The organism is Inquilinus limosus DSM 16000 (genome assembly GCF_000423185.1).
Taxonomy (GTDB): domain Bacteria; phylum Pseudomonadota; class Alphaproteobacteria; order DSM-16000; family Inquilinaceae; genus Inquilinus; species Inquilinus limosus.
The window spans coordinates 38606-60733 of the sequence record NZ_AUHM01000023.1 but is presented as its reverse complement, the minus strand read 5'-3'; the positions used below and the strand labels follow the sequence as shown (position 1 = coordinate 60733).

General features: G+C 71.8%; 22 protein-coding genes and 1 tRNA gene. 14 read left to right on the top strand and 9 right to left on the bottom strand.

Annotated elements, in window-relative coordinates; all coding sequences use genetic code 11:
- Positions 1-2: 2 nt before the first annotated feature.
- Positions 3-413: a large conductance mechanosensitive channel protein MscL gene (gene mscL, locus G537_RS0120135; protein ID WP_026871654.1), complete on the bottom strand. Its 411-nt coding sequence runs from the start codon at positions 411-413 to the stop codon at positions 3-5.
- Positions 414-673: 260 nt separating this feature from the next.
- Here mscL and G537_RS42210 point away from each other — a divergent pair, with 260 nt between their 5' ends.
- Together G537_RS42210 and G537_RS38910 are read left to right on the top strand one after the other, a co-directional pair.
- Entirely contained in the window at positions 674-1207 is a 534-nt protein-coding gene (locus tag G537_RS42210) for a gamma-glutamylcyclotransferase family protein (RefSeq protein ID WP_051248707.1), read from the top strand.
- Between the two features lie 68 nt (positions 1208-1275).
- Positions 1276-2145: a metallophosphoesterase family protein gene (locus G537_RS38910; protein ID WP_051248705.1), complete on the top strand. Its 870-nt coding sequence runs from the start codon at positions 1276-1278 to the stop codon at positions 2143-2145.
- On the opposite strand, the gene G537_RS38905 is transcribed toward G537_RS38910, so the two are convergent.
- From G537_RS38905 to tsaD, 5 genes are all read right to left on the bottom strand, one after another.
- Positions 2111-2821: a 4'-phosphopantetheinyl transferase family protein gene (locus G537_RS38905; protein ID WP_051248703.1), complete on the bottom strand. Its 711-nt coding sequence runs from the start codon at positions 2819-2821 to the stop codon at positions 2111-2113. The two genes, G537_RS38910 and G537_RS38905, sit on opposite strands and share 35 nt — an antisense overlap.
- Positions 2818-3234, bottom strand: a complete 417-nt coding sequence (locus G537_RS0120115; RefSeq protein ID WP_026871653.1) for an EVE domain-containing protein — start codon at positions 3232-3234, stop codon at positions 2818-2820. Before G537_RS0120115 ends, G537_RS38905 begins: the two co-directional genes overlap by 4 nt.
- Before the next feature lie 3 nt (positions 3235-3237).
- Positions 3238-3522, bottom strand: a complete 285-nt coding sequence (locus G537_RS0120110; protein ID WP_026871652.1) for a YciI family protein — start codon at positions 3520-3522, stop codon at positions 3238-3240.
- A 63-nt stretch (positions 3523-3585) separates the two neighbouring features.
- Positions 3586-4566, bottom strand: a complete 981-nt coding sequence (locus tag G537_RS0120105; protein ID WP_026871651.1) for an NAD(P)H-dependent glycerol-3-phosphate dehydrogenase — start codon at positions 4564-4566, stop codon at positions 3586-3588.
- A 7-nt stretch (positions 4567-4573) separates the two neighbouring features.
- Positions 4574-5629 (bottom strand): tRNA (adenosine(37)-N6)-threonylcarbamoyltransferase complex transferase subunit TsaD, encoded by a 1056-nt coding sequence (tsaD, locus tag G537_RS0120100; protein WP_026871650.1) that lies wholly within the window; start codon positions 5627-5629, stop codon positions 4574-4576.
- A gap of 102 nt (positions 5630-5731) precedes the next feature.
- Between tsaD and hemC the strand changes: the two genes are divergently transcribed.
- From hemC to G537_RS0120065, 7 genes are all read left to right on the top strand, one after another.
- The gene (gene hemC / locus G537_RS0120095) at positions 5732-6676 is read left to right on the top strand and encodes a hydroxymethylbilane synthase (protein ID WP_026871649.1); all 945 of its coding nucleotides are present in this window, start codon (positions 5732-5734) and stop codon (positions 6674-6676) included.
- Positions 6677-6700: 24 nt separating this feature from the next.
- Positions 6701-9133, top strand: a complete 2433-nt coding sequence (locus G537_RS42205; RefSeq protein ID WP_051248701.1) for a uroporphyrinogen-III synthase — start codon at positions 6701-6703, stop codon at positions 9131-9133.
- Positions 9130-10530 carry a heme biosynthesis protein HemY gene (locus G537_RS38895; RefSeq protein ID WP_051248699.1) on the top strand — a complete coding sequence of 467 codons (1401 nt, stop codon included), beginning with the start codon at positions 9130-9132 and terminating at the stop codon, positions 10528-10530. The genes G537_RS42205 and G537_RS38895 overlap by 4 nt, the downstream gene beginning before the upstream one ends.
- Before the next feature lie 41 nt (positions 10531-10571).
- Positions 10572-10646 (top strand) — tRNA-Thr (locus G537_RS0120080).
- A gap of 143 nt (positions 10647-10789) precedes the next feature.
- Complete coding sequence (locus G537_RS0120075; RefSeq protein WP_026871648.1) at positions 10790-11659, top strand: SDR family oxidoreductase; 870 nt, start codon at positions 10790-10792, stop codon at positions 11657-11659.
- Between the two features lie 24 nt (positions 11660-11683).
- On the top strand, positions 11684-11980 hold the full coding sequence (locus G537_RS0120070; RefSeq protein WP_026871647.1) for a hypothetical protein: 297 nt from the start codon (positions 11684-11686) through the stop codon (positions 11978-11980).
- Between the two features lie 65 nt (positions 11981-12045).
- Positions 12046-12354, top strand: a complete 309-nt coding sequence (locus G537_RS0120065; protein ID WP_026871646.1) for a hypothetical protein — start codon at positions 12046-12048, stop codon at positions 12352-12354.
- A gap of 31 nt (positions 12355-12385) precedes the next feature.
- Here G537_RS0120065 and G537_RS0120060 read toward each other — a convergent pair whose 3' ends face one another.
- On the bottom strand, positions 12386-13351 hold the full coding sequence (locus tag G537_RS0120060; RefSeq protein WP_211230439.1) for an NADP-dependent oxidoreductase: 966 nt from the start codon (positions 13349-13351) through the stop codon (positions 12386-12388).
- A gap of 124 nt (positions 13352-13475) precedes the next feature.
- Here G537_RS0120060 and G537_RS0120055 point away from each other — a divergent pair, with 124 nt between their 5' ends.
- Entirely contained in the window at positions 13476-13691 is a 216-nt protein-coding gene (locus G537_RS0120055) for a hypothetical protein (protein ID WP_026871644.1), read from the top strand.
- Here G537_RS0120055 and G537_RS0120050 read toward each other — a convergent pair.
- Positions 13688-15445, bottom strand: a complete 1758-nt coding sequence (locus G537_RS0120050; RefSeq protein ID WP_026871643.1) for a thiamine pyrophosphate-dependent enzyme — start codon at positions 15443-15445, stop codon at positions 13688-13690. The two genes, G537_RS0120055 and G537_RS0120050, sit on opposite strands and share 4 nt — an antisense overlap.
- Positions 15446-15695: 250 nt before the next feature.
- Here G537_RS0120050 and G537_RS0120045 point away from each other — a divergent pair, with 250 nt between their 5' ends.
- The 3 genes from G537_RS0120045 to G537_RS43785 all read left to right on the top strand — a co-directional run bounded on the left by G537_RS0120045 (position 15696) and on the right by G537_RS43785 (position 19522).
- Positions 15696-18071, top strand: a complete 2376-nt coding sequence (locus G537_RS0120045; protein WP_155888689.1) for a phosphoketolase family protein — start codon at positions 15696-15698, stop codon at positions 18069-18071.
- Positions 18072-18076: 5 nt separating this feature from the next.
- Entirely contained in the window at positions 18077-19246 is a 1170-nt protein-coding gene (locus G537_RS0120040) for an acetate/propionate family kinase (RefSeq protein WP_026871641.1), read from the top strand.
- 108 nt (positions 19247-19354) lie between these two features.
- Positions 19355-19522: a hypothetical protein gene (locus tag G537_RS43785; protein WP_155888688.1), complete on the top strand. Its 168-nt coding sequence runs from the start codon at positions 19355-19357 to the stop codon at positions 19520-19522.
- Positions 19523-19538: 16 nt separating this feature from the next.
- Here the strand turns inward: G537_RS43785 and G537_RS38890 are convergent, their stop codons facing one another.
- Positions 19539-19982: a DUF6766 family protein gene (locus G537_RS38890; protein ID WP_034852410.1), complete on the bottom strand. Its 444-nt coding sequence runs from the start codon at positions 19980-19982 to the stop codon at positions 19539-19541.
- Between the two features lie 212 nt (positions 19983-20194).
- Here G537_RS38890 and G537_RS0120025 point away from each other — a divergent pair, with 212 nt between their 5' ends.
- Positions 20195-22111, top strand: coding sequence for an ABC transporter substrate-binding protein (locus G537_RS0120025; RefSeq protein WP_034852370.1), 1917 nt, complete (start codon positions 20195-20197; stop codon positions 22109-22111).
- Positions 22112-22128 lie beyond the last annotated feature (17 nt).

The following is a 22128-nucleotide window of genomic DNA, read 5'->3' as shown; positions in this document are numbered from 1 at the left end:
GGTCAGTTCCGCGCCTTGATGGCGTCGCGGATCTCCTCCAGCAGCACTTCGCTGCGCGGCGGGGCGGCCGGCGCCGCCTCGGGCTTCCGGTAGAAGCGGTTCACCTGCTTCACCAGGATGAACACGGCGAAGGCGACGATCAGGAAGTTGATCACGGCGTTGATGAAGACACCGTAGTTGATCGTCGCGGCGCCGGCCGCCTTCGCCGCGGCCAGGTTCGGATAGCTCGTGCCGGACAGGTTGATGTAGTATTCGGAGAAATCGACCCCCCCGAGCAGCACGCCGATCGGCGGCATGATGATGTCGTTCACCAGCGAGTTCACGATGGTGGTAAAGGCCGCGCCCATGATGATGCCAACGGCCAAGTCGATCACATTGCCCCGGGCAATGAAGGTCTTGAATTCCTGAAACATCCGTTGCCCCCAAAGTCGTTGCTGCGGCCGTGCCGGTCGCGACATAAATCTATATAACTGATTTGCACGAGATCACAGAAAAACTGTCAAACACCCTGATAAAGCAGACAAAACGCCTGATTGGCAGGCCCAGGAATTTCATCTGAATCACCTTGACTTTCGGCGCAGCGGGATCAAATTGCGCCTCCCTCGCGTCACCACAACGACGGGCAGTCGGCGGGAGCCGTCGAAGCCGCCCGGTCCGGGAAGGGAAACGACCGATGCGCCTGTTCTTTTTCGGCACCCTCCAGGATCCCGACCTGTTCGCGCTGGTGATCGGCCGGCCGATGACGGAATTCACGACCCAGCCGGCGTCCCTGCTGGGCCGGCAGCGCCGGAAGGTGAAGGGCGAGAGCTATCCGATCCTGGTGCCGCATCCGGACGGCCGGGTCGACGGCCTGCTGGTCGACGGCTTCACCGAGGCCGAGATGGACCGGATGCAGTTCTTCGAGAGCGACGACTACGCGCTGGAGGCGGTGACCGTGGCCCTGGCCGACGGCAGCCGGATCGAGGCGCGGATCTACGCCTCGACCGGCGCGCTCGAGGATGCCGGCGAGCCCTGGCATCTGGAGGCCTGGCAGGCGACCGAGAAGCCGCGCACGCTGCTGCACCACGAGGCCTATATGTCGCTCTACGGCAAGATGAGCAGCGCCGAGGCCGCGCTGCGCTGGCCCGAGGTCAAGGCCCAGGCCGACCGCCGCTATGCCGAGGCCCGCGCCGAGCGGCATTTCGCCGAGCGCCGCCGGCCCCGCTGACGGACCGTCACGCAGCACCCGGTGCAAGCCGGCTGGCCACGCGGCGCGCGAGCAGCCAAGCTGCCCCCATGCGCCTGCTTGCCATCAGCGACCTGCACCTCGCCTCCGACGCCAGCTTCGAGCGGCTGGAGGCCGTGCCCGGCCATCCCGAGGACTGGCTGATCCTGGCCGGCGACATCGCCGAGTCGGCGGACGGGCTGGCCCGCGCCTTCGCGGTGCTCGGCGGGAAGTTCGCGAAGCTGATCTGGGTGCCGGGGAATCACGAGCTGTGGACCCGCGCCCGCAGCCCCGCCGCCCCGCGCGGGGTCGAGCGCTACGAAGCGATGGTCGCGCTGGCCCGGCGCCACGGCGTGGCCACGCCCGAGGATCCCTATCCGATCTGGACCGGCCCGGGCGGCGAGCACGTCATCGTCCCGCTGTTCCTGCTGTACGACTACAGCTTCCGCCCGCCCGACCTGCCGATCGAGGAGGTGGTGGCCTGGGCGGCGGAGGAAAGCGCCGTCTGCGCCGACGAGCTGCTGCTGTACCCCGACCCCTATCCGACGCGGCAGGACTGGTGCCGGGCCCGGATCGAGGCGACCGCCCGACGTTTGTCGGCGCTGCCGGCCGGGCTGCCGACAGTGCTGGTCAACCACTATCCGCTGCGCCGCGACCTGGTGCGCATCCCGCGCATTCCGCGCTTCAGCCCCTGGTGCGGCACGGTGCTGACCGAGGACTGGCACCGGCGCTTCCGCGCCACCGTCGCCGTCAGCGGCCACCTGCATGTCCGCCACAGCGACTGGCGCGACGCGACCCGGTTCGAGGAGGTGTCGCTGGGCTACCCCTACCAGTGGGAGCAGCACTACGGCATCGCCGCCTATCTGCGCGAGATCCTGCCCGGCCCGCCCGAGCCCACGCCGGCCGTCAGGGCGTCAGGGCGACGTGCCGGACCGCGATGACCGGCTCCCCCTCGGGCCGGCGCAGCGCCAGCCCCAGCAGGTGCCGCGGCGATGGCCGCCACTGCCGGAAATGCCAGGCGGCGCCGTCCACGGCGGGGTCGAGGAAGCGGACCACCGGCCGCTCCGACAGCGCCTCCACGACGAAGCTGTCGAGCGCGATGGTCAGGCCGCCGCCCAGCGCCTTCACATAGGCCTCCTTCACCGTCCAGATGCTCAGGAAGGCCTCGCGGCGGCGGTTCGCCGGCACCGCCCGCACCGCCGCCGCCTCCGCCGCGGCGAAGCGGCGGTCGGCGATGCGCGGCTCGACCACCCGGTCGACCCATTCGAGATCGACGCCGATCAGGGTGCCGGGGGCCGCGGCGCAGGCGACCATGCCCTCGGCGTGCGAGATGTTGATGCCGATCGACCGCCCCGCCTCCGGCCGGCAGACCAGCGGCTTGCCGTGGTCGCCGATCGCGAAGTCCCACTCCCCGGCCGGGATCCCGGTCATGTCCTGCAGCAGCCGGCGCATCAGCGCCCGGGCGGCGGCGAAGCGGCGGCGGTCGCCCGGCATCACGAAGCGCGCGGCCCGCGCCCTCTCGGCCGCAGTCAGCAGCGGCCGGCAGGCCTCGAACACGGCGTCGTCCTCGGCGACCTCAGCCGTCCAGACGTGAGCGTGGGCGGCCGGGCCGCTCACTTCGGATCAACGCCGCCGAGCTTGCAGATGTGCTTCCACTCGGCATCACTGACCGGGCTGACCGACAGCCGCCCCTGGCGGATCAGGGCGAGGCCGGACAGGGCCGGGTCGGTCTTCATCTGCTTCAGCGTGACCGGGGTCTTCAGCGGCCGCGAGGCCTGCACGTCGACCATGCCGAAGCGGCCGCTCTCGTCGCTCGGGTCCGGATAGTATTCACGCACAACCTCGACGATGCCGACGATCTCCAACCCTTCGTTGGAGTGGTAGAAGAACGCCTGGTCGCCGATCTTCATCGCCTTCAGGTTGTTCGAGGCCTGGTAATTCCGCACCCCGTCCCAATGGGTGCGCTTGGCCTTGACCATATGGTCCCAGCTCCATTTGAAGGGCTCGGACTTGACCAGCCAGTGCTTCATGGCTCAGCCCTTCGGATAGACGCGGCGCCAAGGGGTGATGGTGACGCTGGCCGGCAGCCCTGCCTTGCTGAACGGGTCCTCGGCGACGAAGCGTTCCGCCTCCGCCCGGTCCGCCGCCTCGATCAGCAGCAGGCTGCCGATCATGGTCTGACCGTCGGCCGAAAGATGCGGGCCGGCCGCGATGATGCGCGCGGCATTGGCCTCGAGATAGGCGAGATGCGCCGGCCGGTTGGCGAGGCGGATCTCCAGCCCGTCCGGCCGGTCGACGGTGACGATCGAGAACTGCAAGGACGAACCCTCCGATACGCTGGATGCTGGCGACGCTAGCGGAAACGGCCGGGCAGTTCCAGGTCAGGCCTCGCGCCTGGCCGGGCGCAGCAGCAGGCCGGCGATGGCGGTGTCGATCGCGGCGCCGCGGTTCAGCACCGCGTCGACCGCGGCGATCACCGGCGCCTCGACGCCCGCCCGGGCCGCCAGCCGCGCCGCCGCCGCCGCGGTCCACACCCCTTCGGTGACCGAGCGGCGCTCGCCCAGGATCTCCGCCAGCGGCCTGCCCTGCCCCAGCGCGATGCCGAGCGAGGTGTTGCGGCTGGTGGCGCTGCAGGCGGTCAGCAGCAGGTCGCCGAGGCCCGACAGGCCCATCAGCGTCTCCGGCCGCGCACCGAGGCCGGCGCCGAGCCGCATCATCTCGGCGAGGCCGCGGGTGACCAGCGCCGCCCGGGCGTTCTCGCCCAGGCCCCGGCCGGTGACGATGCCGGCGGCGATCGCCAGCACGTTCTTCAGCGCGCCGCCGAGCGCGACGCCGCGCAGATCCTCGCTCCAATAGAGGCGCAGCACCTTGTGTCCGAGGCTGCGGGCCAGCGCCGCGCCGGTCTCGGCATCGGCGCAGGCCAGGGTCAGCGCGGTCGGCAGGCCGCGCGCCACCTCCGCGGCGAAGCTGGGGCCGGACAGCAGCGCCGGCGCCGCCTCCGGCCGAGCCTCGGCGGCGATCTGGTCCATGAACAAACCGGTCGCGGTCTCGATGCCCTTGGCGGTGATCACCAGCGGCCCCTGGCGCGGCTGCAACCGCTCCAGGATCGCGCGCAGATGCTGCGCCGGCACGGCCACGACGCGCAGCCCCTCCGCCGCGGCGAGGTCGGCGGTGACCGTGATCCCCGGATGCAGCGCGATGCCCGGCAGATAGGCCGCGTTCTCGCGGCTGTCCTGCATCGCCGCGGCGCGGTCCGGGTCGCGCGCCCACAGCGTGACGGGGTGCCCGGCCGCGGCGAAGCTCTGCGCCAGCGCCGTGCCCCAGGCGCCGGCGCCGATCACGGCGATGCGCCCTCGGCTCATCGGGGACTCACGCCTTCACCCCGGCGCCGATCGCGGCCGCGGCGGTCGGGTCGAGCGGCCAGCGCGGCCGCGGCGCGCAGTCGAGCCCGTCGACCAGACCGAGCCGCAGCCGCTCCAGCCCCGCCCAGGCGATCATGGCGCCGTTGTCGGTGCACAGGCGCAGCGGCGGCGCGACGAAGGGCAGCCCCGCCGCCTCCGACACCTCGGACAGGCGGGCGCGCAGCCGCTGGTTGGCGGCGACGCCCCCGGCCACCACGAAGGCGCCGCCGGCCGGATGCTCCGCCCGGAACCGGGCGATCGCACGCTTGGCCCGATCGGCCAGCGAGGCCGCGACCGAGTCCTGGAAGGCGGCACAGAGATCGGCGACGTCCTGTTCCGCCGGCGGCTGCGGCAGCTCGGCGACCGCACGGCGCACCGCGGTCTTGAGGCCGGAGAAGGAGAAGTCGCAGTCGGGCCGCCCGACCATCGGACGGGGCAGGGCGAAGCGCTTCGGGTCGCCGGTCTTCGCCGCGGCCTCGACCAGCGGCCCGCCGGGGTGGCCGAGGCCGAGCATCTTGGCGACCTTGTCGAAGGCCTCGCCGACCGCGTCGTCGATGGTGGTGCCCCAGCGCCGGTAGCGGCCGACGCCCTCGACGCAGAGCAGCTGGCAATGGCCGCCGGAGACCAGCAGCAGCAGGTAAGGGAACTCCAGCCCGTCGGTCAGCCGGGCCGTCAGGGCATGGCCTTCGAGATGATTGACGCCGAGGAAGGGCAGGCCGCGGGCGGCGGCGATGCCCTTCGCCGTCATCACTCCGACCGCGACGCCGCCGATCAGCCCCGGCCCCGCGGTGGCGGCGATGCCGTCGACCGCGTCGAGGCCGATCCCGGCCTCCGCCAGCGCCCGGCGGACCACGCCGTCGAGATGCGCCAGATGGGCGCGCGCCGCCACCTCGGGCACCACGCCGCCATAGGGGGCGTGCTCCTCGATCTGGCTGAGCACGACATTGGCGAGGATTCGCCGCCGGTCGTCGACCAGCGCCGCCGCCGTCTCGTCGCAGGAGGTCTCGATGCCGAGCACGATCATGATCGGCCCGATATAGGCGGTCCGGCCGTGTGGCGAAAGGACCGTGGCGAAACAGGCCCGCACGGCTTGCCCCCCGGGCCGGGGGCTTCTAGAAGTCGGCGCATGAGCACCGTTCTCCGCATCGGCACGCGCGGCAGCGCGCTCGCCCTCGCCCAGGCCGAGGAGACGCGCCGGCGTCTGATCGCGGCGCATCCGGATCTGGCGGCGCCCGGCGCGGTCGAGATCCAGGTCGTCCGCACCACCGGAGACCGGGTGCAGGACCGGCCGCTGTCGGAGATCGGCGGCAAGGGGCTGTTCACCAAGGAGATCGAGGACGGCCTGCTGGACGGCAGCCTGGACATCGCCGTCCATTCGATGAAGGACATGCCGACGAAGCTGCCGGACGGGCTGATCATCGGCGCCCTGCTGCCGCGCGAGGACCCGCGCGACGCGCTGTTCGCCCGCGACGACGCCCTGACCGGCCCGGCCAGCCTGGCGACGCTGAGGCCCGGCGCCGTCGTCGGCACCTCCGGCCTGCGGCGGCAGGCCCAGCTTCTGGCCCTGCGGCCCGACCTGCGCGTCGTGCCGTTCCGCGGCAATGTCGACACCCGCCTGGCCAAGCTGGACGCCGGCGTGGTCGACGCCACCCTCCTGGCCCTGGCCGGGCTGAAGCGCATCGGCCGGGCCGACCGGGTCTCGGCCGTGCTCGATCCGCAGGAGATGCTGCCGGCCGTGGCCCAGGGTGCCATCGGCATCGAGTGCCGCGAAGGGGACGGACGCGTTCGGGCCCTGCTCGCCCCCATCCACGACCGCGACACCGGCGACCGCGTGGCGGCCGAGCGCGCCCTGCTGGCGGCGCTGGACGGCAGCTGCCGCACCCCGATCGCGGCGCTGGCGGAGCTGGGACCGGGGGACACGCTGACCCTGGTCTCCCGCGTCGCCCTGCCGGACGGCACCGAGATGCGCGAGGACCGGCGCAGCGGCCGGCGCGACGAGGCGGAGCGGCTGGGCCGCGAGGCCGGCGAGGCCCTACGCCGCCGCATCGGCCCGCGCTTCCTGGCCGGATGACGGGGCGGTGATGGAGGCGGCCCGATGACGCGCTGGCTGGTCACCCGGCCGCTGGAGGAGGCCGAGCGCTTCGCCGAGGCGATGCGCGACCGCGGCCTCGACCCCGTGATCGCGCCGGTGCTGGAGATCGAGCCGGTCGCCCCCGGCCCGATCGCGCTCGACGACGTGCAGGCGGTGCTGGCCACCAGCCGCAACGGCATCGACGCCTTCGCCCGGCGGGTAGCGCGGCGCGACCTGCCGGTGCTGGCGGTCGGCGACGCCACTGCCGAGCTGGCGCGGATGCTGGGCTTCCAAGAGGTCGCCAGCGCCGCCGGCGACGGCGCCGACCTGGCCGAGCTGGCCCGCGCCCGGCTGGATCCCGCGGCCGGGGTGCTGCTGCACCCTTCGGGCGAGGACGTGGCGCGCGACCTGTCCGCCCTGCTCTCCCCCGCCGGCTTCACGGTGCGCCGGATCGTGCTGTACCGCGCCCGGCCGGCGGCCGAGCTGCCCCCCGCGGCGGTGGAGGCCCTGGCCGATCCGCGGCTGGCGGGGGTGGTGTTTTTCTCTCCCCGCACGGCGAAGGTCTTTGCTACCCTCGCCGCCCGGGTCGACCTGACCCATCGCCTCGCCGGGCTGACGGCGGTCTGCCTGAGCCCGGCCGTCGCCCAGGCGCTGGATCCGTCGCCGTGGCGGGCGGTGCGAATCGCGGACAGGCCGGATTCGCCGTCGCTACTGGCGCGGCTTTCCGAATTTCCCGCTGAGCAAGAGACGAGGACGGCGAACGGTATGGACCCGACCCCCGACAAGCCAGGCGAAGCAGCGCCCTCGGGCCCTGAGTCCCAGCAGCCGGACGACGCGTCGGCCACCCCCCAGGCTCAGCCGGGTTCCTCCGAGGAGAAGGCCGGCGAGCCCGCCGCCCCGCCGGCCGAGGATAGCCTCGGGCTTCCGGGCGAAGGCGGCGAGGCGCTGACCCCGACCGAGCGCGTGATCGAGGCCTTCGGCGGCATCCGCCCGATGGCGGCGAAGCTGACCGTGCCGGTGACCACGGTGCAGGGCTGGAAGCGGCGCAACGCCATCCCCGAGCAGCGCCACGCCGACATCCTGGCGGCGGCCAAGACCCACGGCATCACGCTGGACCCGGCCGAGCTGGCGCGGACCCGCCCGGCCACGCCCGAGGAGGGCGCCGTGGAATCGGCCGAGCTGTCCGAGCCCGAGACCCCGCCCGGCCCGCCGCGCGTCGGCCCCCCGCCCCTGCCGCCGCCGCCCCCGGCCGAGCCGCCGGGCAACGTCGCGCGCTCGGCCTGGACCGCCGCTGGCGTCGCCATCGTCTTCGCCGCCGTGTCCGCGACTGCGCCGATCTGGTCGCCGAAGCTGTTCGGCCCGACGGCGCCGCCACCCGCCCCGCAAGGCTCGCCGACGCTGAGCGACCGGGTCGCCTTCATCGAGAAGCGGCTGGCCGACTTCCCGTCCGGCATCTCCGAGGCGATCGACGGACTCGGCAAGCGCGTCGAGGCGCTGGAGAAGCCGCCGGGCGGCCCGCTCGACCCCGCGGCGATCGAGAAGGGCCGCGCCGACCTGGCCGCCCGGGTCGACGCGCTGCAGCAGAAGCTGGACCAGCTGGCCGGCACGGCGCCGCAGGGCCAGCCGGAGGCCCAGCCGCAACAATCCCAACAGCAGCCGGCCCCTGCCCCGGCCGCGCCCGCCCCGGAGGCCGTGGCGGCGCTGGAGGCCCGGGTCGCGGCGCTGGAATCGGCCCAGGCCGCGGTGAAGACGCTGAGCGACACCGTCGCCACCCTGTCCTCCGGCACCCAGGCCAGCGGCTCGACCCTGGCGGCGCTGCAGCAGCAGGTCGATGCGGTCAAGACGACGGTCGAACGGCTGCGCAGCAGCGACACCGGCGCCCAGGCGCTGAGCCTGGCCGCCGGCCAGCTGCGCAGCGCGCTGGACACCGGCGCGCCGCTGGACGAGACCCTGGCCCTGCTGCGCGGCCTGGCGCAGGCCGACCCGGCCCTGGCCGGCGCCGTGACGGCGCTGGAGCCGGCGGCGAAGGGGGTGCCGAGCCGCGCCGCCCTGGCCACCGGCTTCGCCCAGGCGGCGGAGGCGGCGCGCAAGGCCGATCAGCCGCAGAGCGGCGACTGGGTCGACCGCAGCCTGGCGGTGGTGCAGGACCTGGTCACGGTCCGCCCGGCCCCGGGCGAGGTCGAAGGCAACGACACCAACGCGGTGCTGGCCCGGGCCGAGGGCCGGCTGCAGCGCGGCGACCTGGCCGGCGCGGTCGACGCGGTCAAGGCGCTGGCCGGCCCCGCCGCCTCGGCCATGGCGGCATGGCGCGGCCAGGCCGAAGCCCGGCTCGCGGCGGAATCAGCGCTGCAGAGCCTGTCCGCGCTGGCGGTGCAGCGCCTGGCGGCGGCGAGCGACGCCGCGGCCGGCGACGTCGAAGCCAAGCCCGCCGACACCCAGCCCCCGAAGGCGCCATGAAGCGTCTGCTGCTCTACGCCCTCAAGCTCGCCATCCTGATCGCGGTCGCGGTCTGGCTGGCCGACCGGCCGGGCCATGTCGAGATCCAGTGGCAGGGCCGGGTGATCGAGACCTCGGTCGCCGTGCTGGTGGCGGCCGCGGCGGCGCTGATGCTGCTGGCGGCCTATCTGTACCGCTTCTGGCGCTCGCTGCGCCGGGCTCCGGGCCGCTTCGTCGAGAACCGCCGCTTCGCCCGGCGCGAGAAGGGTTATCGCGCCCTGACCCGCGGCATGGTCGCGGTCGCCGCCGGCGACGCCGAGGCGGCGCGGCGCTTCGCCCGCAAGGCCGACGTGCTGCTGGACGAGCCGCCGCTGACCTTGCTGCTGTCGGCCCAGGCGGCGCAGTTGGCCGGCGACGACACCGCCGCCACCCGCTATTTCGAGGCGATGCTGCAGCGGCCGGACATGGAGTTCCTGGGCCTGCGCGGCCTGTTGAACCAGTCGCTGCGCAACAAGGAGTCCATGCAGGCGCTGGAGATGGCGCAGCGCGCCCGGTCGCTGCGGCCGGACGCAGCCTGGACCCACCGCGCCTGCTTCGACCTGGAGGTGGCGCAGCAGCGCTGGGCCGACGCCCAGCTCAGCCTCGCCCATTCGGTGCGGGTCAAGGCGATCTCGGCCGAGGACGGGCGCCGCTACAAGACCCGGATCCTGGTCGAGCGCAGCCGCGAGGCCGAGGCCGCGGGCAACCTGTCCCAGGCGCTGGACTTCGCCCACAAGGCGGTGGGACTGGAGCCGGACTTCGTGCCGGCGGCGCTGCAGGAAAGCCGCCTGCTGCAGCTGACCGGCCGCGACAGCCAGGCCACGCGCCTGTTGGAGAAGAGCTGGGGCCGCGTGCCGCATCCGGAGATCGCCCGCGCCTATGCCGCCTTGGGCCCGGCCGACGAGGGCACGCTGCTCAAGGTCAAGCGGCTGGAGAAGCTGGTGCGGCTGCGGCCGGATTCGGCGACCGGCCTCCTGATGCTGGCCGAGGCCGAGCTGTCGGCCCAGCTCTGGGGCAGCGCCCGCACCCATCTGCTGAAGGCCGAGCAGGTGGCGCCGTCGCGCCGCGTCTACCGCCTCCTGGCCGATCTGGAGACGGCGGAGCGCAACGACCCGATCGCGGCGCGCAGCTGGCTGGCCAAGGCGCAGACGGCGGCCCCGGACGAGGTCTGGGAGTGCGATTCTTGCGGCGCCCAGGCCGAGCGCTGGACGGCGCTGTGCGACCATTGCCACGGCTTCGACACGCTGGCCTGGCGCATCCCCGGCCCGGCCCGCGGCCTGGCCCCGGTGCCGGTCGAGATCGACGCCCTGCTGCCCGCGCCGGTGCCACCGGCCGGGACGAGTGCCGGCGCGGTGGTTCCCGCCGCCACCGCCGGTTGACGCTGCGGCGCGCGCCCTGTATAGGGTGCGCGCCCTGCGGCGCCGAAGTAGCTCAGGGGTAGAGCAACTGATTCGTAATCAGTAGGTCCGGGGTTCAAATCCCCGCTTCGGCACCATTCAATTCTCCGACCATCGAGCAGAAGCCGGCCCGGCGCCTCAGAAGCCGTTCGGGGTCCGGTACGCTGTGCCTATCCCGGAACGCCACGCTTTCCGCCGCCATTGACCAGGGAGAAGCACCCCGGCCGAGACGGAGAGCGCCATGACCGACCCGAAGACCGCCGGCCCGACCCCGCCGCAGCCGAAGCAGCAGCAACGGCCGCCGGGCGAGACCGCGGCCATGACCCCTCGCCCCGATCACGGCGAGGAGAGCTATCGCGGCAGCGGCAAGCTGGAGGGACGGGTCGCCCTGATCACCGGCGCGGATTCCGGCATCGGGCGCGCGGTCGCCATCGCCTTCGCCCGCGAAGGCGCCGATGTGCTGATCTCCTATCTCGACGAGCATGACGACGCCCATGAGACAGCGGAGTGGGTGATCAAGGCGGGCCGCCGCGCCGTCACCGTCGCCGGCGACGTCGGCGACGAGAACCACTGCCGGATGCTGGTGGAACGGACGCTTCGGGATCTCGGCCGGATCGACATCCTGGTCAACAACGCCGCCTACCAGATGACCCATGAGACGATCGAGGAGATCACCGCCGAGGAGTGGGACCACACCTTCCGCACCAACATCCACAGCCAGTTCTATCTGTCGAAGGCGGCGGTGCCGCACATGAAGCCGGGCAGCGCCATCGTCAACACCTCCTCGATCAATTCGAAATCGCCGTCGCCCACCCTGCTGCCCTATGCGACGACCAAGGGCGCGATCGCCAACTTCACCGCCGGCCTCGCGCAGCTGCTGGCCGAGAAGGGAATCCGCGTGAACTGCGTGGCGCCGGGGCCGGTGTGGACGCCGCTGATCCCGTCGACCATGCCGCCGGAGAGGGTCGAGAGCTTCGGCTCGAACACCCCGCTCGGCCGCGCCGCGCAGCCGGCAGAGCTGGCCCCCGCCTATGTCCTGCTGGCGTCGCCGGAGGCGAGCTACATCACCGGCGCCGTGCTGGCGGTGACCGGCGGGCGGCCGATGCTGTAGGCACCAACACCGAGGAGGCCGATCATGCAGAGCTGGCGTGTCGACAATCCCGCAGGCGACCCCGTCGAGATCCAGGGCGAGGATTTGGTCAGCGCCCTGTCCCGGCACCGCGAGGCCCTGCTGGCCGTCGCCTTCCCGAACGGGATCGAGACGGTCGACCGGGCCTGGATGCGCTGGAACGAAGAGCTGTTCGACGGCGAGGGCGGCGTCGAGATCACCGTGACCGGCCGCAGCGGTGGCGGCGAGCGGCAGGGGCTGCTGGCGGTCCACGCCGCGCCCGGCGAGATCGCGCCGGACACCGGCCGCTCCGTGTTCTTCTGACCGGCCGGAACCGGCCCGCGCCCCTCGCCATTGCCCTGGAGTGATCCGAGAGAACGGAGGTTCCCATGGCCACCCAGCACCAGAGCGGCAGGACCGAAGCGCAGGAGACGCGCGACCACGACACCATCCGCCGCTGGGCGGAGCAGCGCGGCGCCGTCCCGACCACCGTCCGCGGCACGGAGCGCGGCGGCGAAGAGGCGGGAATCCTGCGCTTCGACTTCGTCGGCGACGGCCAGAAGCGGGAGGAGTCGCTGGAGGAGATCTCCTGGGAGGAGTTCTTCGACAAGTTCGACGAAGCCAACCTGACCTTCCTGTACCAGGACCGCACCGCCGACGGCCACGTCAGCCGCTTCTTCAAATTCGTCCGCCACTGAGATCGGCGATGACGGGGGCCTGATCGGACGGTCAGGCCCCGGCCGCCGGCGCGCCATCAGTCGCGACTTCCAGCACCAGCTTGCCGCGCAGGCGGTGCCGCTCCAGCCGCTCATGCGCGGCCGAGGCTTCCTTCAGCGGCAGCACCGCCCCGACCACCGGCCTTACCTGGCGGTCCTCGATCAGCCGGCGGATTTCGTCGAGCTGCCGGCCGTTGGGCTGCACCATGTAGCCGGCCCCGCGCGCCCGGTGCGCCCGCGCCTTCTCCTCCGGCGGCCGCCCCAGGGTCGAGACCAGGATGCCGCCGGGCTTGAGTACGGCCCAGGACCGGTCCTGGGTCTCGCCGGCGACGAGGTCGAACACCATATCGACCGGCTCGACCCGATCCTCGAACCGGTCGGCCTTGTAGTCGACCGCCTGGTCGGCGCCGAGCTCATGCGCGAAGGCCAGGTCGTCGCCGGAGACGGTGGTGGCGACGAAGGCGCCGCGGGCCTTGGCGAACTGGACGGCGAAATGGCCGACACCGCCCGCCCCGCCATGGATCAGCACCCGCTGCCCCGGCTGCAGGCCGCCATGGTCGAACAGCCCCTGCCAGGCGGTGAGCGCGGCCAGCGGCACCGCCGCGGCCTCGGCATCGCTCAGCCCCTCGGGCTTCGGCGCCACCTCCTCGGACTTCACCACCGCGTAATCGGCATAGCCGCCGCGGTCCGGGCCCAGCATGGCGTAGACCGGGTCGCCGACCGCCGGCAGGTCGCCGCGGCCGCCGCCGCTCTCCACCACCTCGCCGGCGATGTCGCGGCCCAGCACGACCGGCAGCCGGTCCCGCCCGACCGGCGGGTACTGGCCCGAGCGGACCTTGTAGTCGACCGGGTTCACGCCGGCCGCATGCACGCGGACCAGGACCTCGCCGGCCATTGGATGCGGCGTCGCGATCTCCTCGACCGCCAGCACCTCCGGGCCGCCGAACTCATGGATTCGGACGGATCTCATCGTCGCCATCGCTGGCTCCCTCACCGGTTGCTGCCTGGGCAACGGCGCGGCCGCCGCCGCCGTTCCGGGCGGAACCCCGGCGCAGCGGCGGCCATTTCCTGTCCATCCATAGGCTTGCCGATGGAGGCGAGACATGATGTCGGATGCGGAGACGCCGCGCCGCGCGCCGCCGGACGCCGCGGACCAGCCCGTGCGAGACGAGCCCGAGGGCCGCCGGGCGATCGAAAGCGCGCTCGACGTCAGCCTGGCGCGCGGGCCGGAGCAGGAGGGCCGCCAACGCTCGACGCTGGCAATCCTCGCCGGCCTGCTGGTTCTGCTCCTGATCCTGCTGGTCGCGATCTTCGCCTAGACCAGCTCCCTCACGGTGTCGGAGGCCACGGTCATCGCGATCTTTCGCCGCGCCGGCGTGCCGCGCGCCAGCGCCTCCGCCAGATGCGCCGCCTGCCTCAGCGTCGCCTTGGCCGGCATCGGCGGCTCATGCGGGTCGACCACCGCCTCGACCAGCGCCGGGCCGGGCGCCGCCATCGCCTGGCGCAGCACCTCGCCGCAGCGGGCCGGGTCGTCCACCGTGTAGCCCGGGATGCCGAAGCCCCGCGCCACGGCGGCGAAATCGACCGGCTCCAGCTCGCAGGCATATTCCGGGTTCCCCAGGAACACCATCTGCTCCCACTTGATCTGGCCGAGAGCGTTGTTCTTGATCACCACGATCTTGATATCGAGCCCGTATTTCACGCAGGTCGCCAGCTCGCCGATCAGCATGGTCAGGCCGCCGTCGCCGATGAAGCACACCACCTGCCGGCCCGGATGGGCCACCGCCGCCGCGATGGCATAGGGCAGGCCGCAGGCCATCGAGGCCAGGGTGCCGGAGCAGGAGAACATCATCCCGTCCCGGATCGTCAGGTGCCGCGCCGCCCAGGTGGTGACGGTGCCGGAATCGGTGGCGATGATCGCGTCGTGGCGCAGCAGCTTGTCCAGCTCATGCGCCACCACCTGCGGCTTCATCGGCTTGTCCTGCCGTGTGCCGCGCTCGACCATCAGCGCGTTCCACTCCTGCATCCCGGCCTGCGCCTTGGCGAGGAAGGAGCGGTCCTCGCGGTGCTGCAGCCGGGGCAGCAGCGCCTCCAGCACCTTGCGCGTATCGCCGACCAGCCCGGCCTCGACCGGGTAGCGCAGGCCGATGCGCTGGGGGTTCAGGTCGATCTGCACCGCCCGCGCCTGCCCCGGCCGCGGGTAGTATTCGATATAGGGGAAGGCGCTGCCGGCGATCAGCAGCGTGTCGCATTCCTCCAGCGCCTCCTGCGACGGCCGGGTGCCGAGCAGGCCGATGCCGCCGGTCGAATAGGGGCTGTCGTCCGGCAGCGCGCCCTTGCCCAGCAGCGGCTTGATCACCGGGGCGCCGAGGCGCTCGGCCACCGCCTCCAGCGCCTCCCGCGCGCCGAGCGCGCCGCGGCCGGCCAGGATCGCCATCCTCTTCCCGGCGTTCAGGATCGCGGCCGCCCGCGCCAGCTGGTCCTCGCTCGGCATCTGGGCCGAAACGGCCATCACGTCGGAGACATGGCCGGGCACGTTGCGCTCCGACCGCGTCCGCGCCTCGACCGGCTGCGACTGGATGTCGGCCGGGATGGTGACATGCGACACGGCGCGATAGGCCAGCGCCGTCCGGCACGCCAGCTCGACCGCGTTCTCGACATGGGCCGGCCCCATGATCCGGACGTTGTAGGCGGCGACGTCGGCGAACAGCCGGTCCATGTCCACGTCCTGCTGGGTGAAGGTGTCCATCAGGTCGTGGAACTGCAGCCCGGTGATCGCCAGCACCGGCTGCCCGTCCAGCTTGGCGTCGTAGAGGCCGTTCAGCAGATGGATGCCGCCGGGGCCGGAGGTGGCGAGGCAGACGCCCAGCCGGCCGGTCCATTTGGCATAGGCGCAGGCGGCGAAGGCGGCCGCTTCCTCGTGCCGCACCTGGATGAAGCGGATCCGGTCCTGCCGGGTGCGGAGCGCCTCCATCACGCCGTTGATGCCGTCGCCGGGGATGCCGAAGACGGTGTCCACCCCCCAATCGACCAGGGTTTCGACCAGGACGTCGCCGGCAGTCGGGCGGGCCATCGCGCTTCTCCGTGGCTGGCATTGATGTCAGGATGTCAACCCGGCAACAGCGCCCGCCGACGGGCCGTTCCGGCCCGGCCGCGGCCGCCCGCGCGGAAAATTGGTCGCATCGCGGGGACCGGAATCACGGCTGCCTCTATTGCTGCGATGACGGCGGCACGACCCGCGCGGGAGCGCCTTGCGCTGCCTCAAACGCGGCCGCCCAGGACGGCGCCACGCTGGTCAGGTCAATCGCAGAGGGGTGGGCGAGATGATGGAACATCAGGCCGAAGACCAGGGGCTGGAACTGCTCGACGCCTATTGGCGCGCGGCGAACTACCTGTCGGTCGGGCAGATCTATCTGCTCGACAACCCGCTTCTGGAACAGCCTCTCGCGATCGAGCACGTCAAGCCCAGGCTGCTGGGCCATTGGGGCACGACGCCGGGGCTGAACTTCATCTACGCCCATCTCAACCGGGTGATCGCCCGCGAAGATCTCGACATGATCTTCATCTGTGGCCCCGGCCATGGCGGGCCGGCGGTGGTCGCGAACACCTGGCTCGAAGGCACCTATTCCGAGATCTATCCGGAGGTCGGGCAGGACCGGGAGGGCATGCGCCGGCTGTTCCGCCAGTTCTCCTTCCCCGGCGGCATCCCGAGCCACGCGGCGCCGGAGACGCCGGGGTCGATCCATGAGGGCGGCGAGCTGGGCTACGCCCTGGCCCATGCCTATGGCGCGGCGCTCGACAACCCGGAGCTGATCGTCGCCTGCGTGGTCGGCGACGGCGAGGCCGAGACCGGGCCGCTGGCCGCCTCCTGGCATTCCAACAAGTTCCTGAACCCGCGGGTCGACGGCGCCGTGCTGCCGATCCTGCATCTGAACGGCTACAAGATCGCCAACCCGACCCTCCTCGGCCGGATGACGGATGAGGAGCTGCTGCGCCTGTTCCAGGGCTTCGGCTACGAGCCCTATTTCGTCGAGGGGTCGGATCCGATGCCGACGCACCAGGCGATGGCGGCCACGCTCGACACCGTCGTCGACCGGATCCGCGAGATCCGCGAGGGCACGCAGGCCGACGGCACGGCGCGGCCGCCTTGGCCGATGATCATCCTGCGCACGCCCAAGGGCTGGACCGGCCCGAAGGAGGTCGACGGCCTGAAGACCGAAGGCTTCTGGCGGTCGCATCAGGTGCCGCTCGACGGCCTGGCCAAGAACCCGGCGCATCTCGCCCAGCTCGAGGCCTGGATGCGCAGCTATCGGCCGGAGAAGCTGTTCGACGGGACCGGCCGGCTGGTGCCGGAGCTGCAGGCGCTGGCGCCGCAGGGCGACCGGCGCATGGGGGCCAACCCGCATGCCAATGGCGGGCGGCTGCGCCGGGAGCTGGAGCTTCCCGACTATCGCGGCTTCGCCCTCGACGTGCCGCACCCCGGCGGCAGCCGCGGCGAGGCGACCCGCGCCATGGGCAAGCTGCTGCGCGACGTCATCCGGCTGAATCCGGACAACTTCCGCCTGATGGGCCCGGACGAGACCGTCTCCAACCGCCTCGACGCCGTGTTCGAGGCGACCGAGCGGGTGTGGATGCAGCCGATCCTGCCCGAGGACGTGCACCTTTCCCCCGAGGGCCGGGTGATGGAGGTGCTGAGCGAGCATCTGTGCCAGGGCTGGCTCGAAGGCTATCTCCTGACCGGCCGGCACGGCCTGTTCTCCTGCTACGAGGCCTTCATCCACATCGTCGATTCGATGGTCAACCAGCACGCGAAATGGCTGAAGGTGTCGCGCGACCTGCCCTGGCGGCAGCCGATCTCGTCGCTGAACTACCTGCTGACCTCGCATGTCTGGCGGCAGGACCACAACGGCTTCAGCCACCAGGACCCGGGCTTCATCGACCACGTCGTCAACAAGAAGGCCGACATCGTCCGGGTCTATCTGCCGCCCGACGCCAACACGCTGCTGATGGTGACCGACCACTGCCTCAGAACGTACAACCGCATCAACGTCATCGTCGCCGGCAAGCAGCCTTCGCCCCAGTGGCTGGACATCGACCAGGCCGCCGCCCATTGCGCCGCCGGCATCGGCCGCTGGGGCTGGGCCAGCAACGAGGGCGACGGCGACCCCGACGTGGTGCTGGCCTGCGCCGGCGACGTGCCGACGCTGGAGGCCGCCGCCGCCGTGTCGCTGCTGCGCGAGCATCTGCCACGGCTGCGCATCCGGCTGGTCAATGTCGTCGACCTGATGGCGCTGCAGCCGAAGGAACACCACCCGCACGGGCTGCCGGAGGAGGAGTTCGACGCCCTGTTCACCCGGGACAGGCCGGTGATCTTCGCCTTCCACGGCTATCCGCAGCTGATCCACCGCCTGACCTATAAGCGGACCAACCACGACAATATCCACGTCCACGGCTATCGCGAGGAAGGCACCACCACCACGCCCTTCGACATGGTGGTGCTGAACGCGCTGGACCGCTTCCACCTGGCGATCGCCGCAATCGACCGGCTGCAGCTCGGCGCCGAGGGCGACCGGGCGCGGCAACGGTTCCAGGACCGGCTGGCGGAGCATCACGATTACGTCCGGCAGCACGGCCGCGACATGCCCGACATCGCCGACTGGAGCTGGCCCGGCCGCGGCACCGCGGCGCCGTTCGACTGAGCGCCATGCCGACCGGAATCCTCGCCCTCAACGCGGGCTCCTCCTCGATCAAGCTCGGCCTGTTCGAGGCCCGGGACGGCCGGGCGGCGCGTCGCGCCAAGGCCGTGCTCGACCTGAAGGCACAGCCGCTGGCGCTGCGCCTCGAGGCGGAGGGCGCATCCGGGACGGCCGAGATCGGCGTCGCGGATGCGAAGGACCTCGGGGCCGTGCTCGGCGGCTGCCTGCGCGTGCTGGAGGACCGGCTCGGCCTCGCCGGCCTCGCCCTGGCCGGCCATCGGGTGGTGCATGGCGGCGAGGGCTTCACCGGGCCGGTCCGCGTCACCGAGGAGGTGTTCGCCGGGCTGGAGGCGCTGGTACCGCTGGCGCCGCTGCACCAGCCGCCGGCGCTGCGGCTGATCGAGGCGGTGGGCGCGCTGCGGCCCGACATCGTCCAGACCGCCTCCTCCGACACCGCCTTCCATGCCGGGCAGGCCGATCTGGTGCGCCGCTTCGCCCTGCCCCGGGCGATGCACGACCAGGGGATCAAGCGCTACGGCTTCCATGGCCTGTCCTACCAGTTCATCGCGAGCGCGCTGCGTCGCGCCTATCCACAGCTCGCGGCCGGGCGGGTCGTGGTAGCCCATCTCGGCAGCGGCGCCAGCCTTTGCGCCCTGCGGGACGGCGCCAGCGTCGAGACGACGATGGGCTTCTCGGCGCTCGACGGGGTGCCGATGGCGACGCGGCCCGGCGCGCTCGACGCCGGGGTGCTGCTGCATCTGCTCGGCCCGGGCGGCATGCGGGTCGAGGAGGTGTCGGACCTGCTCTATCGCCGCTCCGGCCTGCTCGGCCTGTCCGGGACCAGCGGCGACACGCGGGAGCTGCTGGCCAGCGACGACCCGGCGGCGCGCGAGGCGGTCGAGATCTTCACGTTCCGCATCGCCCAGGCGGCGGCGGCGCTCGCCGTCACGCTCGGCGGGCTCGACGCCATCGTCTTCACCGCCGGCATCGGCGAGCACCAGCCGGAGATCCGCGCCCGGATCTGCCGCCATCTCGGCTGGCTCGGCGTGCGGATCGCCGAGGAGGCCGGTCCGGGCCGGATCGACGCCCCCGGCAGCGCTGTCGCCGTGCTGGTCATCCCGACCGACGAGGAGCAGGTCGTGGCCGACGAGGCGCTGCGGGTCCTGTCCGAAGGCTGATCCCGCGGCGCTCCCGGCCGGTCCCAGGGAACCGATCCGTGGTCGGGAGCGTCGATCTGAGAGGGGCGGCCGTCGGGCCACCCTCCCGGATCACGGTGGAAGGTCACCATGGATATCGGCGGATGGCTGTGGCTCGTGGTCGACGTGCTGCTGGTGGTGGTCCTGGCCGCGGGCCTGATCTACGGCACCATGCAATGGCGCTACCGCCGCCGCAGCCGCGAGGTCGAGCGGGCATCGCAGGAGGCGGTCCGCAGGAACTATCGCGAAGGCGGTTGAGCAACGGGCCTGCCCGTCACCGCCCCGCACCACCCCGGTGCGACCGGGCGACCGACGCGGCCAGCCGGCTCCAGCGCGGATCGGTGTGCCGGCCCGTATATTCGCGATCGATCTCGTCGATGATGGCATCGGCCCGCTCCGGCTCCACCGAGGCTAGGATTGCGTCGAGCTTGGCCTCCATCCGGTCGTCGCCCTCCTTCGACTGCGGCGAGCCGACATAGAGGAGGAAGGCGAGGCCGCCGATCTGCCAGAGCAGCTGCAGGAACTCCGACTGCCAGTTCTCCAGCGTGTCGCGGGACATCTCGACCACATAGGCCCCGATCTCCGGCGCAGTCCCGTGCTGCCGCTGTTCGTCGACATAGGCGAACCACCCGAACAGCCAGTGCCCGACAAGGGAGATGACGAAGAAGCCGAGCGTCACCCATCCATAGCCGTATCGCTTCCAGATCGAATTCGACATGTCGGTGCCTCCGTCGAAGGTCTGCGGCCGCAAGCGGACTCATCTGGAATGACTTTCCGAAGGGCCGTTCCGTTCCGGTGGAGCGACGGAAAGAGGCCGGATGGGCACGACACCGCCCTGCCCCAATTGTCGGGCTTCACAATCCGCCCCCGACCGGCCGATACTGCCGGCCTTCGAGGGAACGATCAAAAAACCCACAACAGGGTAGGCAGATGACCTGGATTTTCCGATTGGCCGCGGCCGCTGCGGCTGCCGTCGCGCTTGCCGCTGCCGTCCCGGCCGGCGCCGCTTCGCTGACGCTGGTCGAGACGCCGCTGTACGAGCAGGACGTGGCGGCCGGCAAGCTGCCGCCGGTAACCCAGCGGGTGCCCGAGGCCCCGGTCGTGGTCGACATGGCGGCGGAGGGCAAGCAGCCGGGCCGCCAGGGCGGCGAGATCAGCTGGATGGCCGGCCGGGCCCGCGACATCCGGATCATGAACACCTACAGCTATGCCCGGCTGGTCGGCTACGGCCCGGACTTCAAGCTGCATCCGGACATCCTGCAGTCGGTCGAGGTCGAGGGCGAGAAGGTCTTCACCCTGCATCTGCGGCCCGGCCACAAATGGTCCGACGGCCAGCCCTTCACCAGTGACGACTTCCGCTATTTCTGGGAGGACGTGTCGCTGGACAAGGAGCTGATGCCCTACGGCCCGGATTCACGCCTGCTGGTCGACGGCGAGCTGCCGAAGGTCGAGTTCCCGGACCCGTTCACGGTCCGCTATTCCTGGTCCAAGCCGAACCCGGAGTTCCTGCCGGCGATCGCCGGCGCCAGCCCGCTCTACATCTTCGCGCCGGCGCACTATCTGAAGCAGTTCCACAAGAAATATGCCGATGCGGCGGCGCTGGAGGCCAAGGTCAAGGAAGCCGGCGCCCGCAACTGGGTCGCCCTGTACACCCAGCGCAGCAAGCTGATCGACGCGGCCAACCCGGAGCTGCCGCAGCTCGAGCCCTGGATCAACACCACCAAGAGCCCGGCGGAACGCTTCGTCTTCGTCCGCAACCCCTATTATCACCGAGTCGACAGCCAGGGCCGGCAACTGCCCTATCTCGACCGCGTCGTCGTCAACGTGGTCGAGGGCTCGCTGATCCCGGCCAAGGCCGGCACCGGGGACTCCGACCTTCAGGCCCGCGGCCTGCGCTTCGACAACATCAGCTTCCTCAAGGCGGGAGAGCAGGCCGGCGGCTACAAGGTGCGGCTGTGGCCGACCGCCCTCGGCTCGGAGGTCGCGCTCTACCCGAACCTGAACTGCAACGACAAGGACTGGCGGACTCTCAACCGCGACGTCCGCTTCCGCCGCGCCCTGTCGCTCGGCATCGACCGCGACGAGATCAACCAGACCGTGTTCTTCGGCCAGGCCCGGCCGGGCCAGAACACGGTTCTGCCGGAATCCCCCTATTACGACGAAACGCTGGCGACCGAATGGGCCACGTTCGACCCGGAGAAGGCCAACGCCTTGCTGGACGAGATCGGCCTGTCGAAGCGCGACGGCGACGGCATTCGGCTGATGCCGAACGGCAAGCGGCTGGAGATCGTGGTCGAGAGCGCCGGCGAGCGCACCCTCGAGACCGACATCCTGCAGTTGATCCGCGAGAGCTGGGCCAAGATCGGCGTGGCGCTGCACACCGCCCAGTCGCAGCGCGACGTGTTCCTGCAGCGGATCTTCGCCGGCGACGTGGTGATGTCGGTGTGGATGGGCTGGGACAACGGCCTGATCACGCCGACGACCGTGCCGTCGCAGCTGGCGCCGGTCGACCAGAACTGGCTGCAATACCCGAAATGGGGCCAGTACGTGCAGACCAAGGGCGGCGCCGGCGAGAAGCCGGACCTCGAATTCGGCGAGAAGCTGATGGCCCTCTACGACGAATGGCGCGGCACCACCGACCAGGGCCGGCGCGACGCCATCACCCGTGAAATGCTCAGGATCCAGGCCGACCAGGTGACCTCGATCGGCACCGTCCAGGGCGTGCTGCAGCCGATCGTGGTCAAGGCCCGGCTGCACAACGTGCCGGAGAAGGGCATCTTCTCCTGGGATCCCGGGGCGCATTTCGGCATCTACCGCCCCGATACCTTCTGGGTCGATCCGTCCTGATCGCCCCGAGCGCCCGG

Excerpts from the sequence above, each read along its gene's own strand:
- G537_RS0120115 (WP_026871653.1), bottom strand. The coding sequence starts at position 3,234 with ATGAAGCACTGGCTGGTCAAGTCCGAGCCCTTCAAATGGAGCTGGGAC.
- G537_RS0120105 (WP_026871651.1), bottom strand. The coding sequence starts at position 4,566 with ATGAGCCGAGGGCGCATCGCCGTGATCGGCGCCGGCGCCTGGGGCACG.
- G537_RS0120055 (WP_026871644.1), top strand. The coding sequence starts at position 13,476 with ATGATGTCGGATGCGGAGACGCCGCGCCGCGCGCCGCCGGACGCCGCG.
- hemC (WP_026871649.1), top strand. The coding sequence starts at position 5,732 with ATGAGCACCGTTCTCCGCATCGGCACGCGCGGCAGCGCGCTCGCCCTC.
- G537_RS0120060 (WP_211230439.1), bottom strand. The coding sequence starts at position 13,351 with ATGGCGACGATGAGATCCGTCCGAATCCATGAGTTCGGCGGCCCGGAG.
- G537_RS0120075 (WP_026871648.1), top strand. The coding sequence starts at position 10,790 with ATGACCGACCCGAAGACCGCCGGCCCGACCCCGCCGCAGCCGAAGCAG.
- tsaD (WP_026871650.1), bottom strand. The coding sequence starts at position 5,629 with ATGATCGTGCTCGGCATCGAGACCTCCTGCGACGAGACGGCGGCGGCG.
- G537_RS38895 (WP_051248699.1), top strand. The coding sequence starts at position 9,130 with ATGAAGCGTCTGCTGCTCTACGCCCTCAAGCTCGCCATCCTGATCGCG.
- mscL (WP_026871654.1), bottom strand. The coding sequence starts at position 413 with ATGTTTCAGGAATTCAAGACCTTCATTGCCCGGGGCAATGTGATCGAC.
- G537_RS0120070 (WP_026871647.1), top strand. The coding sequence starts at position 11,684 with ATGCAGAGCTGGCGTGTCGACAATCCCGCAGGCGACCCCGTCGAGATC.
- G537_RS42210 (WP_051248707.1), top strand. The coding sequence starts at position 674 with ATGCGCCTGTTCTTTTTCGGCACCCTCCAGGATCCCGACCTGTTCGCG.
- G537_RS38890 (WP_034852410.1), bottom strand. The coding sequence starts at position 19,982 with ATGTCGAATTCGATCTGGAAGCGATACGGCTATGGATGGGTGACGCTC.
- G537_RS0120050 (WP_026871643.1), bottom strand. The coding sequence starts at position 15,445 with ATGGCCCGCCCGACTGCCGGCGACGTCCTGGTCGAAACCCTGGTCGAT.
- G537_RS0120040 (WP_026871641.1), top strand. The coding sequence starts at position 18,077 with ATGCCGACCGGAATCCTCGCCCTCAACGCGGGCTCCTCCTCGATCAAG.
- G537_RS0120045 (WP_155888689.1), top strand. The coding sequence starts at position 15,696 with ATGATGGAACATCAGGCCGAAGACCAGGGGCTGGAACTGCTCGACGCC.
- G537_RS43785 (WP_155888688.1), top strand. The coding sequence starts at position 19,355 with ATGGATATCGGCGGATGGCTGTGGCTCGTGGTCGACGTGCTGCTGGTG.
- G537_RS0120065 (WP_026871646.1), top strand. The coding sequence starts at position 12,046 with ATGGCCACCCAGCACCAGAGCGGCAGGACCGAAGCGCAGGAGACGCGC.
- G537_RS0120025 (WP_034852370.1), top strand. The coding sequence starts at position 20,195 with ATGACCTGGATTTTCCGATTGGCCGCGGCCGCTGCGGCTGCCGTCGCG.
- G537_RS42205 (WP_051248701.1), top strand. The coding sequence starts at position 6,701 with ATGACGCGCTGGCTGGTCACCCGGCCGCTGGAGGAGGCCGAGCGCTTC.
- G537_RS38910 (WP_051248705.1), top strand. The coding sequence starts at position 1,276 with ATGCGCCTGCTTGCCATCAGCGACCTGCACCTCGCCTCCGACGCCAGC.